The sequence below is a fragment of the Streptomyces sp. NPDC041191 genome (assembly GCF_055591945.1).
Genome location: NZ_JBVIZC010000005.1, coordinates 58,221 through 71,813 on the forward strand (window position 1 = coordinate 58,221; position 13,593 = coordinate 71,813).

14 protein-coding genes are annotated in these 13,593 nt (G+C 71.4%); 5 read left to right on the forward strand and 9 right to left on the reverse strand.

Translation table 11 applies throughout. The features are described 5' to 3' along the window. Positions 1-30: 30 nt before the first annotated feature. Positions 31-441, forward strand: a complete 411-nt coding sequence (locus ACZ6AQ_RS11485; RefSeq protein WP_468759354.1) for a Fur family transcriptional regulator — start codon at positions 31-33, stop codon at positions 439-441. 76 nt (positions 442-517) lie between these two features. Here the strand turns inward: ACZ6AQ_RS11485 and ACZ6AQ_RS11490 are convergent, their stop codons facing one another. The 3 genes from ACZ6AQ_RS11490 to ACZ6AQ_RS11500 form a co-directional block, all read right to left on the reverse strand. Next, positions 518-1,342 carry an isoprenyl transferase gene (locus ACZ6AQ_RS11490; RefSeq protein ID WP_468759805.1) on the reverse strand — a complete coding sequence of 275 codons (825 nt, stop codon included), beginning with the start codon at positions 1,340-1,342 and terminating at the stop codon, positions 518-520. Positions 1,343-1,361: 19 nt separating this feature from the next. Continuing rightward, a complete protein-coding gene (recO, locus tag ACZ6AQ_RS11495; RefSeq protein WP_468759356.1) occupies positions 1,362-2,111 on the reverse strand; it encodes a DNA repair protein RecO in 750 nt (249 codons plus the stop codon). Positions 2,112-2,245: 134 nt separating this feature from the next. After that, a complete protein-coding gene (locus ACZ6AQ_RS11500) occupies positions 2,246-2,461 on the reverse strand; it encodes a hypothetical protein (protein ID WP_388694743.1) in 216 nt (71 codons plus the stop codon). Positions 2,462-3,288: 827 nt separating this feature from the next. Here ACZ6AQ_RS11500 and ACZ6AQ_RS11505 point away from each other — a divergent pair. Then, positions 3,289-4,659 carry an FAD-dependent oxidoreductase gene (locus ACZ6AQ_RS11505; RefSeq protein ID WP_468759358.1) on the forward strand — a complete coding sequence of 457 codons (1,371 nt, stop codon included), beginning with the start codon at positions 3,289-3,291 and terminating at the stop codon, positions 4,657-4,659. 66 nt (positions 4,660-4,725) lie between these two features. Here ACZ6AQ_RS11505 and ACZ6AQ_RS11510 read toward each other — a convergent pair whose 3' ends face one another. Together ACZ6AQ_RS11510 and leuA are read right to left on the reverse strand one after the other, a co-directional pair. After that, positions 4,726-5,418, reverse strand: a complete 693-nt coding sequence (locus ACZ6AQ_RS11510) for a TerB family tellurite resistance protein (RefSeq protein ID WP_468759360.1) — start codon at positions 5,416-5,418, stop codon at positions 4,726-4,728. 301 nt (positions 5,419-5,719) lie between these two features. Next, entirely contained in the window at positions 5,720-7,492 is a 1,773-nt protein-coding gene (gene leuA, locus ACZ6AQ_RS11515) for a 2-isopropylmalate synthase (RefSeq protein WP_388694749.1), read from the reverse strand. A 291-nt stretch (positions 7,493-7,783) separates the two neighbouring features. On the opposite strand from leuA, the gene ACZ6AQ_RS11520 reads away from it, so the two are divergent. The 3 genes from ACZ6AQ_RS11520 (at position 7,784) to ACZ6AQ_RS11530 (ending at position 10,409) form a co-directional block, all read left to right on the forward strand. Then, on the forward strand, positions 7,784-8,836 hold the full coding sequence (locus ACZ6AQ_RS11520; RefSeq protein ID WP_468759362.1) for a M4 family metallopeptidase: 1,053 nt from the start codon (positions 7,784-7,786) through the stop codon (positions 8,834-8,836). Between the two features lie 19 nt (positions 8,837-8,855). Next, positions 8,856-9,128 (forward strand): protealysin inhibitor emfourin, encoded by a 273-nt coding sequence (locus tag ACZ6AQ_RS11525; protein WP_468759363.1) that lies wholly within the window; start codon positions 8,856-8,858, stop codon positions 9,126-9,128. Positions 9,129-9,236: 108 nt separating this feature from the next. Beyond that, positions 9,237-10,409, forward strand: a complete 1,173-nt coding sequence (locus ACZ6AQ_RS11530) for a phage baseplate protein (RefSeq protein ID WP_468759365.1) — start codon at positions 9,237-9,239, stop codon at positions 10,407-10,409. Positions 10,410-10,492: 83 nt separating this feature from the next. Here the strand turns inward: ACZ6AQ_RS11530 and era are convergent, their stop codons facing one another. From era to ACZ6AQ_RS11550, 4 genes are all read right to left on the reverse strand, one after another. Continuing rightward, positions 10,493-11,443 (reverse strand): GTPase Era, encoded by a 951-nt coding sequence (gene era / locus ACZ6AQ_RS11535; RefSeq protein ID WP_388694758.1) that lies wholly within the window; start codon positions 11,441-11,443, stop codon positions 10,493-10,495. Positions 11,444-11,503: 60 nt separating this feature from the next. Further along, entirely contained in the window at positions 11,504-11,866 is a 363-nt protein-coding gene (locus ACZ6AQ_RS11540; protein WP_388694760.1) for a cytidine deaminase, read from the reverse strand. 71 nt (positions 11,867-11,937) lie between these two features. Further along, positions 11,938-12,291 (reverse strand): MmcQ/YjbR family DNA-binding protein, encoded by a 354-nt coding sequence (locus ACZ6AQ_RS11545; protein WP_468759367.1) that lies wholly within the window; start codon positions 12,289-12,291, stop codon positions 11,938-11,940. Beyond that, positions 12,288-13,592 (reverse strand): hemolysin family protein, encoded by a 1,305-nt coding sequence (locus ACZ6AQ_RS11550; protein ID WP_468759368.1) that lies wholly within the window; start codon positions 13,590-13,592, stop codon positions 12,288-12,290. Before ACZ6AQ_RS11550 ends, ACZ6AQ_RS11545 begins: the two co-directional genes overlap by 4 nt. Position 13,593: the final 1 nt, after the last annotated feature.

Here is a 13,593-nt window from a genome sequence, read left to right on the forward strand (position 1 = left end):
GGGGGCAGACAAGCATCCAAGGAGGCCCCCGTGGTGACGGCAGGACCCCCCGTACGCGGCCGTTCGACCAAGCAGAGGGCCGCCGTGTCGGCGGCACTGAACGAGGTGGACGAGTTCCGCAGCGCTCAGGAGCTGCACGACATGCTCAAGCACCGCGGCGATTCGGTCGGCCTCACCACCGTCTACCGCACCCTCCAGTCCCTCGCGGACGCGGGCGAGGTCGACGCCCTGCGCACCAGCGACGGCGAGACGGTCTACCGGCGCTGCTCGACCGGCGACCACCACCACCATCTGGTCTGCCGCGTCTGCGGCAAGGCCGTGGAGGTGGAGGGCCCGATGGTGGAGCAGTGGGCCGAGGCCGTCGCCGCGGAGCACGGCTTCGTGAACGTGGCCCACACCGTGGAGATCTTCGGCACGTGCGCGGAGTGCGCCGCGAAGTGACCCGGCGCGCGCCGGGACGCGCGCGGGGGCCCGCGCCGGACGGTTCCGGCGCGGGCCCCCGGCGTGTTCCGTCCGGTCAGGCCTTGTCGAGGACGGCCATGTCGGCCGGGTCGACGCCGCCGAAGCGCCGGTCGCGCGAGGCGTACTCGACGCAGGCCCGCCACAGGTCGCGGCGGTCGAAGTCCGGCCACAGCACGTCCTGGAAGACCATCTCGGCGTAGCTGCTCTGCCAGAGCAGGTAGTTGGACGTGCGCTGCTCGCCGCTCGGGCGCAGGAAGAGGTCCACGTCCGGCATGTCCGGGTAGTACAGGTACTTCTGGAAGGTCTTCTCGTTGACCTTCGCCGGGTCCAGCCTGCCGGCCGCCACGTCCCGGGCGACGGCCTGCGCCGCGTCCGCGATCTCCGCGCGGCCGCCGTAGTTGACGCAGAAGTAGAGGGTCATGGCGTCATTGCCCACGGTCTGCTCCTGGGCGACCTGGAGCTCCTGGACGACCGACTTCCACATCTTGGGCATGCGGCCGACCCAGCGGATGCGGATGCCCAGCTCGTCCATCTCGTCGCGGCGGCGGCGGATGACGTCCCGGTTGAAGTTCATGAGGAAGCGGACCTCGTCGGGCGAGCGCTTCCAGTTCTCGGTGGAGAAGGCGTAGAGGGAGAGGTTCTTGACGCCCATCTCCAGGCAGCCCTTGAGCACGTCGAGGACGACGCCCTCGCCGACCTTGTGCCCCTCGGTGCGGGGCAGGCCGCGCTCCTTGGCCCAGCGGCCGTTCCCGTCCATCACGCAGGCCACGTGGTTCGGCACCAGCTCGGGCGGGAGCTTCGGCGGGTGGGCACCGGAGGGGTGCGGCTCGGGAATCTTGTACTCCCGGCGCTGCCGCCCGAGGATTCCGCGTCGTGCGATGGCCATGGCGATGGGTCTCCTAGCTCTTCTCTACGTACCGCAGCGAGCGCAGGCCGCGCTCCAGGTGCCAGTGCAGATAGGCGGAGACGAGTCCGCCGCCCTCCCTGACGTGACGCGGCTCGCACGCGTCCGCCGTCGCCCAGTCGCCGGTGAGCAGCGCGCCGAGCAGGCCGATGGCCTCCGCAGAGGGTACGACGCTTCCGGGCACCCGGCAGTCGCCGCAGACCACACCGCCCGCCGCGACCGAGAAGAAACGGTTCGGTCCGGGGAGCCCGCACCGGGCGCAGTCGTCGAAGCTCGGCGCGTAGCCGTTCACGGCCAGGGAGCGGAGCAGGAAGGCGTCCAGGATGAGGTGGGGGGCGTGCTCGCCCCGGGCGAGGGTCCGCAGGCCGCCGACGAGGAGCAGGTACTGCTGGACGGCGGGCTCGCCCTCGTGGTCGGTGAACCGCTCGGCCGTCTCCAGCATGGCCGTACCGGCGGTGTAGCGGGCGTAGTCGGTGACGATCCCGCCGCCGTAGGGAGCGATGGTCTCGCTCTGGGTGCAGAGCGGCAGGCCGCGCCCGATCAGCTCGCTCCCCCGGGCGAAGAACTGGACGTCGACGTGGGAGAAGGGTTCGAGCCGGGCCCCGAACTTCGACTTGGTGCGCCGCACGCCCCGCGCGACGGCGCGTACGCGCCCGTGACCGCGCGTGAGGAGGGTGATGATGCGGTCCGCCTCCCCCAGCTTCTGGGTGCGCAGCACGATGCCGTCGTCGCGGAACAGACTCATGCGGTCCATTCTCCCGTACGGCTCGGACACCCGGGCCCGGGGTCGGGAGCCGTACGGCCGGACCGGGGGCGCCCGGCGCCGTGCGGGGGCCCTCCCGGGGGCGCCTCCGGCCGGGGAGGCGCCGTACGGCCCCCTCAGGGCACCTCTCCCCGGCTGCGGGCGTTGACGTGCGCGGTGGCCGCGCTCAGCCGCTCGGCCGTGGTGGCCTCCCGCACCCCCTCGTGCTCCACGTCCCACACGCGCCCGCCGCCCAGCGGGCGGACCTGGACGCGGGCCCCCTCGTTCCCCATGACCTTCCCGACCCGTCCGGTGCGGATCTCGACGACGTACGACCCGATGGGCAGCGCCACGACCGACTCTCCTCCCTCTGCGGTACGGCGGCGGCGAGGAGCCGGGCCGTTCCCGCCGTGCGGCATCCCGATTCCACGAGCGGCCCCGGGCGATCGGCGGCACAACCTGGCGGAAAAGCGGGATTCCGGCCCTCGCGGGCATCTCGCGCCATTCCTCCACCGCCTGTCGGGCGGTTCCGATCGCCTCCGTGAACGCCTTCGTGGTGTCTTCCTCCACCAACGTATGCCTTTCTGAATCCATTTCCGGCTCCGCCTCTCCAGAACGGCCCCCCGTCCGTGGAACCGGCGCGCACGCGGGCGTACAACTGCGCGACACCGCGAGGGAGTTAACCCATGGCCAGAGGCAGGCCGCAGAACGCCCGGAAGCCTTCGGGGAATTCCCGGAGGAACGAGGAAGAGGAACGCGACCCCCTCCGGGGCGATCCGGCCGGACGGGTGTTCGCCCCGGGAATCCGTGCGATCCCGCCGGGCGCGACGTTTCGAAAAAAGTGACAGAGCGTGGAAAAGCGGCCCGCCCCTCCGTGCGGACCGGAGGAATTCTCGAACAAAGGGGGAGCGCGTCGAGCGGCGATTCGCCTCATCCGCTCCGCGCCTCGCCCCCGGGCCGACGCGAACGGCCCGCGCCCCCTCCGCACCCGCCCGCCGGCGCCCCGGAAGCGACCCCCGGAAGGCCACCCCCGGCACCCCAGGCACCCCTTGGGGAAGTCATAAGTTCACCTTATGAGTCCATAGAATGGGCCCGGGTACCACTTTTCCCGGGATGTTATTTAGGGTGGCCTAAGTGTCGGCGGCTTCGCCGCCACGTCGCTTGCGAAGGGAACCCAGTCATGCCCCGCCCCCTCCGGGTCGCGATCGTCGGCGCCGGCCCCGCCGGGATCTACGCCGCCGATGCGCTGCTGAAGTCCGAGGCCGCCGCCGAGCCGGGCGTGTCGATCGACATCTTCGAGCGGATGCCGGCCCCCTTCGGCCTCATCCGCTACGGCGTGGCCCCCGACCACCCGCGCATCAAGGGCATCATCACCGCGCTCCACCAGGTCCTCGACAAGCCGCAGGTCCGCCTCTTCGGCAACGTCGACTACGGCACCGACGTCCACCTGGACGACCTGCGCGCCTTCTACGACGCCGTGGTCTTCTCGACCGGCGCCATGGCCGACCGCGAGCTGCGGATCCCCGGCGTGGAGCTGGACGGCTCCCTCGGCGCCGCCGACTTCGCCTCCTGGTACGACGGCCACCCGGACGTCCCGCGCACCTGGGACCTCTCCGCGGAGAAGGTCGCCGTCCTCGGCGTCGGCAACGTGGCCCTCGACATCGCCCGCATCCTGGCGAAGACGGCGGACGAGCTGCTGCCGACCGAGATCCCGGCCAACGTCTACGACGGCCTCAAGGCCAACAAGGCCGTGGAGATCCACGTCTTCGGCCGCCGCGGCCCGGCGCAGGCCAAGTTCAGCCCCATGGAGCTGCGCGAGCTGGACCACTCCCCCACCATCGAGGTCGTCGTCAACCCCGAGGACATCGACTACGACGAGGGTTCGATCGCGGACCGGCGCAAGAACAAGCAGACCGACATGGTCGCGAAGACCCTGGAGAACTGGGCGATCCGCGACACCGGCGACCGCCCGCACAAGCTCTTCCTGCACTTCTTCGAGTCCCCCGTCGAGATCCTCGGCGAGGACGGCAGGGTCGTCGGCCTGCGCACCGAGCGCACCGAGCTGGACGGCACCGGCAACGTCAGGGGGACCGGGCGGACCACCGACTGGGACGTCCAGGCCGTCTACCGCGCGGTCGGCTACCTCTCCGACGAGCTGCCCAAGCTCCCCTGGGACACCGCCACCGGCACCGTCCCGGACGAGGGCGGCCGGGTCCTCCAGGAGAACGGCGAGCACCTGGCGTCCACCTACGTCACCGGCTGGATCCGGCGCGGCCCCGTCGGCCTCATCGGCCACACCAAGGGCGACGCCAACGAGACCGTGGCCAACCTCCTGGACGACTTCGCGAACGGACGCCTGCTGTCCCCGTCCGCCCCGGAGGCGGACGCGGTCGTGTCCTTCCTGGAGGACAAGGGCGTCACGTACACGACGTGGGAGGGCTGGTACGCCCTGGACGCCGCCGAGAAGGCGCTCGGCGAGCCGCAGGGCCGCGAGCGCGTGAAGATCGTGGAGCGTGAGGACATGCTGCGCGCCAGCGGCGCGATCCAGTAGGGGAGACGGCCCGCTGGGGCCCGGGCCCCGCGGGACCGTGTCCCCTCACGGGCCTCCCGCGGCCTTCTACGGAACGGTCCGCGCGGAGGCCAGGAGACGGGCGACGTCGCCGGGGGCGAGCGCCAGCGCGTCGCCGACGGTACCGAGCACTTCCGTCTCGGCCGGGGTGTAGGCGCCGTCGGCCAGGGCGATCCGGGCGGCCTGGAGCAGGATCGACTCCCGCCCGGAGGGCTCCAGGTGCGGGGCGAGCGGCCCCAGGGCCTCGTGGAGTTCGATCGTGAGGAGCGCGCCCTCGGGGCTCACCTCGGGCATGAAGCGCCCGGTGTCCGCCTCCAGGGCCTCCACGAGGTCGACGAGCTGGACGGCCGTGCACTCGGTGAAGCCGGCGGACCGCACGGCGCTGACGGCCTGTTCCAGGGCGGCGCGGGAGCCGGTGCCCCCGGCCACGAGTACGGCCAGGGCGGCGGTGTGCACGCCGTCCCGCAGCATCGCGGAGAAGCGGCCGGTCGTCGGGCGGCCGAGCACCTCCGTACCGAAGCGCGTGTGACAGGCCGCGCACTCGACCACGGGGCCCGTGCGTCCCCGGGGCAGGACCGGGACGCCCAGGACGGCGAACCTGCGGCGGCCGGTGCGGCGCCGGTAGTTGCGGTCGCCTCCGCACTCCTCGCAGAAGAACTCGCCGTCCCCCACGGTGTTCCAGGAGGTGCGGATCCCGCAGACGCCCGCCTTTCCGTCCCGCGAATTCCGGGCAGACCGCATACGCACCTCCTCGACGGCCCGGCTGCACTGCCGGCGTGGGCGTGATGTTAACCACATCCTCGACGCGCCGTCAGCACCCCGGAACCACTTCCACCCGGAGATGGCCGAGACACGTCACCGCCCGGCGGGCCCCGGAAGGCCCGGTGGCGGTGTTCCCCGGCCTCCGGAGGGCCGCCCCGGCCACCGGGAGGCCGGACGGCGCGGGATCACCCTCCGGGGTGGTCCCGGAACCGCCCGGACCGGGTGCGCCGCGACCCCGCGCCCTCCGGGAGGGAGCGGGGCCGCGGCCGGTCGGGCGGGGTCAGCGGGCGGCGCGGTTGACCGCCGAGACGACCGCCTTCAGGGAGGCGCGGGTGGTGTTGGCGTCGATGCCGATGCCCCACAGGACCTTGCCGTCGATGGCGCACTCGATGTACGAGGCGGCCTGCGCGGAGGCGCCCTCGCTCATCGTGTGCTCCTGGTAGTCCAGCAGCCGGGCGTCCACGCCGACGGCCTGGAGGGCGTCGAAGAAGGCCGAGATCGGGCCGTTCCCGGAGCCGGTCAGGACGGTGTCGACGCCGTCCACGACCGCCTCGACGGTCAGCGTGTCCGTGCCGTCCGTGTCGGACGTCGTCTGGCCGGAGCGCAGCTGGATGCGACCCCAGCGGGCCGCGGTGTCACCCGGGTTGGGCAGGTACTCGTCCTGGAAGACGGACCAGATCGCGGCCGGCGTGACCTCGCCGCCCTCGGTGTCGGTCTTCTGCTGGATGATCTTCGAGAACTCGATCTGCATCCGGCGCGGCAGGTCCAGCTTGTGGTCGTTCTTCAGGACGTACGCGATGCCGCCCTTGCCGGACTGCGAGTTGACCCGGATGACGGCCTCGTAGGAGCGGCCGACGTCCTTCGGGTCGATCGGCAGGTACGGGACGGCCCACTCGATGTCGTCCACGGTCTTGCCCCGCGCGGCCGCGTCGGCCTCCATGGCGTCGAAGCCCTTCTTGATGGCGTCCTGGTGGGAGCCGGAGAAGGCGGTGTAGACCAGGTCGCCCGCGTAGGGATGGCGCGGGTGGACCTCCATCTGGTTGCAGTACTCGCTGGTGCGGCGGATCTCGTCGATCTGGGAGAAGTCGATCTGCGGGTCGACGCCCTGGCTGAAGAGGTTCATGCCCAGGGTGACCAGATCGACGTTGCCGGTGCGCTCGCCCTGCCCGAACAGGCAGCCCTCGACGCGGTCGGCGCCCGCCATGAGCGCCAGCTCCGCCGCCGCCACGGCCGTGCCGCGGTCGTTGTGCGGATGGACGGAGAGGCAGACGTGCGCGCGGCGGGTCAGGTTCCGGGACATCCACTCGAACCGGTCCGCGTGCGTGGACGGCGTCGAACGCTCCACGGTGGCGGGCAGGTTGAGGATGATCTCGCGGTCCGGTCCGGGCTGCCACACGTCGCAGACGGCCTCGCAGACCTCCAGGGCGAAGTCCAGCTCGGTGTCGGTGAAGATCTCGGGGCTGTACTGGTAGCCGAAGGCGGTCTCCGGGCCCAGCAGCTTCTCGGCGTACTCCATCACCAGCCGCGTGCCGTCCACGGCGATCTGCTTGATCTGCTCCTTCGAGCCGCGGAAGACGACCCGGCGGAAGGTCGGCGCGGTGGCGTTGTACAGGTGGACGGTGGCGCGCCTGGCGCCGACCAGGGACTCCACCGTCCGCTCGATCAGGTCCTCGCGGGCCTGGGTCAGGACGGAGATGGTGACGTCGTCCGGGATCGCGCCCTCTTCGATGATGGAGCGCACGAACGCGAAGTCGGTCTCGCCGGAGGACGGGAAGCCGACCTCGATCTCCTTGTAGCCCATGCGTACGAGCAGATCGAACATCTCGCGCTTGCGGGCCGGGGACATCGGGTCGATCAGCGCCTGGTTGCCGTCGCGCAGATCGGTGGACAGCCACCGCGGGGCCTTGGTGATCCGCTTCTCGGGCCAGGTGCGGTCGGGGATCTCCACCGCCTCGTACCGGCCGTACTTGTGGATCGGCATCCCAGACGGCTTCTGGGTGTGCGTCGCGTTGGTGACGGGCGTGGGGCGGCCGACGAAGGGGGACTGGGTCATGGCGCGGGGCTCCTCGGGTCCAGCAACGGGACGGCCGACTGTCGAACGCAACGCCAGGTCCCGCGGGGAGGGGGTCGGCCTACGACTACAGGCCCTCGCCGCGGCAGCTAAGGAGAAGCAGCCCGAAACGCATGATGTGCCGCAGCTTAGCCCAGGGACGCGGAGGCGGACGTCTCGTTCCAGTATGCGGGACGGTCGCGTCGTCAAACTCGAACAGTGACGGATCACTCCATTTCGCCAATCCCCGTATCTCCTCGTGACAGTTCCGTCACGCACTGCCACATTGCTGTCATGACTCACCGCACACCCGTGTTCTGTCCGATCGTGCCGCCGCACCTCCTGGAGCACCTGGCACGCTCCTCCGACGAGGCCGTCGCCGCCGCCGCCCGCCGCACCCTGGCAGCGGACGCCACGGCCCGCGCGTTCCGGGCGCGGCCGCTGCCCGGCACCGCGCGGACGGCCGCCCCGCGCGACGCCGCCCGGCCGCACCGCACCGTCCACGACTGCCGGCACGGCACCGACCTGCCGGGCGGGAAGGTCCGCGACGAGGGCCAGGAGGCGACGGGCGACGCGACCGTCAACCGGGCCTACGCGGGGCTCGGCGCCACCTTCGACCTCTTCCTGAACGCCTTCGGGCGCGACTCGATCGACGGCTCGGGGCTGCCCCTGGTCGCCTCCGTGCACTACGACGAGAACTACGGCAACGCCTTCTGGAACGGCGAGCAGATGGTGTTCGGGGACGGCGACGGCGAGATCTTCCTCGACTTCACCCTGCCCGTGGACGTCATCGGCCACGAACTGGCCCACGGCTTCACCCAGTACACGGCGAACCTGGAGTACTTCAGCCAGTCCGGCGCCCTCAACGAGTCCGTCTCGGACGTCTTCGGCTCCCTCGTGAAGCAGTACACGCTGGGGCAGAGCGCCGAGCAGGCGGACTGGCTCGTCGGCGAGGGGCTCTTCCACCCGAACGTGCAGGGCAGGGCGCTGCGCTCGATGAAGGCCCCGGGCACGGCGTACGACGACGACGTCCTCGGAAAGGACCCGCAGCCCGCCCACATGGACGACTACGTCCGCACGGGCAGCGACAACGGCGGGGTGCACATCAACTCCGGCATCCCCAACCACGCCTTCTACCTGACGGCGACCGAGCTGGGCGGCAACGCCTGGGAGCGGGCCGGACAGATCTGGTACGACGTGATGACCGGCGGCTCCCTCACCCCGGAGACCCGCTTCGCCGAGTTCGCGGCGGCGACGGCGAAGGCGGCGAAGGACCGGTACGGCGAGGGACCGGAGATCCAGGCCGTACTGAAGTCCTGGGCGGCGGTGGGCGTGCCGACGGACTGAGCCGGGGTAGACAGGGCCCATGCGGATTCGAGTACGGCGCACGGGCGGTTTCGCGGGCATCGAGCGGTCGGCGGAGGTGGACACCTCCGGCCGGCCCGACGCCGGGGAGTGGACCGCCCTGGCCGGGGCGGTCCTCGCCGGCGGCGACGGCCGAGGAGGCGACCGGGGAGGCGTCCCGGACGGTTTCTCGTACGAGATCACGATCGACGGCCGGACCGTCCGGTGCGGCGATCCGGCGGTCACGAAGGAGCAGCGGGCCCTGATCACACGGATCCTGAAGGAGGGCGCGTAGCCGGACGACTCCCTTCCCCTTCTCTTGATTTCGCCCTGATGTTCGAGATTTGCGCCATGAGTTGAAAGGATGGCGCGACCTCGTCCCTCTCGCGAAAGTGAACCGCACATGAATGACAGTCAGCTCAACCGGCGCGACTTCCTCTCCCTGAGCGGCGTCGCCGCCCTGGCCGTCGCCGGGCTCGGAACGGCGGCGGGGACCGCGAGCGCCGCGGGCACGGGCGCCGGCACGGCGGCCACGGCCCTGGCGCTGCCGCCGTCGAAGCTGATCCGGGTCGAGGGCAACACCGGTCCGGCCTACTTCCGCGAGAAGGCCGTGCACCGGGGGACGGTCATCCAGTCCCTCGGCTTCGACAACGTCAACCGCCGTCTCTACTTCGCCCAGCTCATCGGCGGCGGCCTCCAGCTCAAGGGCGAGTCCGCGCCGGTCTCCGCCGATGTCCGCGACCTCCACGGCGACCTGGCGATCACCGAGTGGACCCTCGGCGCCGACACGGCGGAGGGCGCCGGAAGCGCGAAGATCACGGGCTACATGTACCTGCGGGGCTTCGGCCACGGCGTCGGCATCGGCGTCGAGCCGTCGGGCAGCAGCACCTACCTGTGGACCGAGGTCGACGCCGTCCAGGACACCGAGGGGGGAACGAGCCGGGGCCGCCGCCTCTGCCGCTTCAAGTTCGCGAGTTCCAGCACGCCGCTGGACGCCACCAGCACCTCGCTGCAGAAGTTCACCCCCGTCCCCGGCAGCGTGAACAACACGGCGGGCATCGACCCGCTGAACAACCGCCTGGTGGTCCGGTACAGCCTCAACGGGATGCGCTACCGGATCTTCGACCTGGCCGCGGCGCGCGCGGGCGACTTCAGCACGCCGCTGGCCGAGATCGCCGAGCCCGCGATCTCGATCGACCGCGAGCGCTACGGAAAGCCCTCGTTCCAGGGGTACGCGGTGGCGGGCCAGTACCTGTACATGCTGCACGGCAACTCGTACGGCTACACCCAGGACCACGACGGCAACGCATCGACGCCCAAGATCGTCATCTCCCCGCCGGGCGAGGGCAACACCCACCTCACCTCGGTGGACCTGAACACCGGGCAGATCATCCGGACCTTCCACTCGAAGGCCGGCTACACCCTGCCGTTCCGCGAGCCGGAGGGCCTGGCCATCCAGATCCCGAAGGCGTCCGAGCCCGACGTGTTCCGCCTCTGCATGGGCTTCGCCTCGGGGGACACCCCGGGCGGGCGCACGGCGTCGGTCTACTACAAGGACTCGCTGATCCAGCCGTGAGGCACGGCGCCGTGACCGCGTGACCGCACGGGAAAGGGCCGCGTCCGGGGAGGTTCCCGGGCGCGGCCCTCGTCGTCGTCCTTCTAGAAGCCCAGCTTCCTGAGCTGCTTGGGGTCCCGCTGCCAGTCCTTCGCGACCTTCACGTGGAGGTCGAGGTAGACCGGGGTGCCGAGCAGGGCCTCGATGTGCTTGCGGGACTTCATGCCGACCTCCTTCAGACGGCTGCCCTTGGGGCCGATGATGATGCCCTTCTGGCTGGGACGCTCGATGTACACGTTGGCGTGGATGTCGAGCAGCGGCCGGTCCGCCGGACGGTTCTCGCGGGGGATCATCTCCTCCACGACCACCGCGATGGAGTGCGGCAGTTCGTCCCGTACGCCTTCGAGCGCGGCCTCGCGGATCAGCTCCGCGACCATGACCTGCTCGGGCTCGTCCGTCAGGTCGCCCTCCGGGTAGAGCGGCGGGGACTCCGGAAGCAGCGGGATGAGCAGGTCCGCGACGAGCTGGACCTGCTTGTTGCCGACGGCCGAGACCGGGACGATCTGCTGCCACTCGAAGCCCAGCTCCTTGCCGAGCTGATCGACGGCGATGAGCTGTTCGGCGAGGGTCTTGGAGTCGACCAGGTCGGTCTTGGTGATGATGGCGACCTTGGGGGTCTTCCTGATCTCCGCCAGTTCCTTGGCGATGAACCGGTCGCCGGGGCCGAGCTTCTGGTCGGCGGGCAGGCAGAAGCCGATCACGTCGACCTCGGCCCAGGTGGTGCGCACGACGTCGTTGAGCCGCTCGCCGAGGAGGGTGCGCGGCTTGTGGAGGCCGGGGGTGTCGACCAGGATCAGCTGCGCCTCGGGTCGGTGCACGATGCCCCGGACGGTGTGCCGGGTGGTCTGCGGCCGGTTCGAGGTGATGGCCACCTTCTGGCCGACCAGAGCGTTCGTGAGGGTGGACTTGCCCGCGTTGGGGCGGCCGACGAAGCAGGCGAAGCCGGCCCGGTGGACGGCTTCGGTTTCTTGGTTGCGAGCGCTCATGGGGGCCATTGTCCCCGATGAGCGCCCGCGTCACGCACTCCGTGGGTACGGAGTGCCCGGCGTCGCGTCTCAGCCCGCCGTGACGGCCCGGCGGAGCCGCCCGTCCGGACCCGCCAGCAGCACGGGAGTCTCCGGGCCGCCGAGGTCCCGGACGGCCGCGCGGTCCTCGTCCGAGGCGGTCTCCGCGGTCGTCACGACGGCCGCCGCCTCCAGGGACTCGGCGCCGCTGGCCACCGCCATCGCGACCGCCGTGCGCAGCGCGCTCAGCCGGAGCGAGTCGAGGGCCACGGTCCCCGCCACGTAGGTCCGGCCGGTCTCGTCGCGTACGGCCGCGCCCTCGGCCACGCCGTTGCGGGCCCGCGCGCTCCGCGCGAGGGTGATGATCTTGAGGTCCTCGGCGCCGAGGTCGCCGTGCTCGCTGCTGAGTGTCATGGACCGAGCATAGGCCGGGCCCCGCGCGCCCCCGGCGGGCCCCGGCCCCCGCTTCCGGGGGCCGGACCCGTTCAGGGTCGGTCGAGGCGGAGCCGTACCGCCTTCGGCAGGCCGGCGACGACGAGGTCGTACGAGTCCTCGATCAGCTCCCGGACCAGGCCGGCCGGGAGGTCTCCGACGGTCACCGTGTTCCAGTGCCGCTTGTTCATGTGGTAGCCCGGGACGATCGCCGGGTGCTCCCCCCGGAGCCGTACCGCCTCGTCCGGGTCGCACTTGAGGTTGATCCGCAGCGGCTCGGAGTCGAGCGCCGACAGCGCGAACACCTTTCCGGCGACCTTGAAGACGGAGGTCTCCGGGGAGAACGGGAACTCCTCCGTCGCGTCGCCGAAGTCCAGGCAGAAGGCGCGCAGTTCCTCGGGCGTCATGCCGCTTCCTCCTCCGCTCCGGCCGGTTCCAGCGGCTCCACGAGCACGGTGACGATCTTGTTCCGGCGGCCGGCCGGGGACTCGGCGGTCAGCCGCAGTCCCCGGCCGTCGGGAAGCTCCACCACGGCCTCGGCACCCGCGATCGGGACGCGGCCGAGGGCCTTGGCGAGGAGGCCGCCGACGGTCTCCACGTCCTCGTCGTCGTACTCGTCGGGGCCCAGGCCGTAGAGCTCGCCGAGGTCCCCGATGCCGAGGCGGGCGGTGACCCGGTACCGGTCCCCGCCGAGGTCCTGGACGGGCGGCAGCTCCCGGTCGTACTCGTCGGTGATCTCGCCGACGATCTCCTCCAGGATGTCCTCGATGGTGACGATGCCCGCCGTGCCGCCGTACTCGTCGACGACGACGGCGACGTGGTTGCGCTCCTGCTGCATCTCGCGCAGCAGGTCGCCGGCGTTCTTGGTGTCGGGGACGAAGGTGGCGGGCCGCATCGCGGTCGACACCGGGTCGGCCTCGGACTCCCGGTTGACGTGCGTCCGGCGGACCAGGTCCTTCAGGTACACGATGCCGGCGATGTCGTCCTCGTTCTCGCCGGTGACCGGAATCCGGGAGAAGCCGGAGCGCAGCGCGAGGGTGAGGGCCTGCCGGATGGTCTTGTACCGCTCGATGCTGATCAGGTCGGTGCGGGGCACCATCACCTCGCGCACGAGGGTGTCGCCCAGCTCGAAGACGGAGTGCACCATGCGGCGCTCCTCGTCCTCGATCAGCGACTCCCGCTCGGCGAGGTCGACCATGGCCCGCAGCTCGGCCTCGGAGGCGAAGGGGCCCTTGCGGAAGCCCTTGCCGGGGGTGAGCGCGTTGCCGATGAGGATCAGGAGCTGCGGGATCGGACCCATGATCCGGTCCAGCGGCAGCAGGACGTACGCGGCGGCGGTGGCCGTGTTCAGCGGGTGCTGGCGGCCGATGGTGCGCGGCGACACGCCGACGGCCACGTACGAGACGAGGACCATGACGGCGATGGCGACGAGGAGGGCCTCCCAGGTCTCCGGGAACGCCTCCAGACAGGCGTACGTGACGAGGACGCCGGCCGCCGTCTCGCAGGCGACGCGGACGAGCAGCGCCACGTTGAGGTAGCGGGTCGGGTCGGAGGCGACCTGGGACAGTTTCTCCGCCCCGCGCCGCCCGGACCGCAGGGCCTCGGCGGCGCCGAAGGCGGAGACGCGGGCGAGGCCGGCCTCGGCGCAGGCGGCGAGCCAGGCCACGACGACCAGGGCGACCGCCCCGAGGACCAGTGACACGTCCATC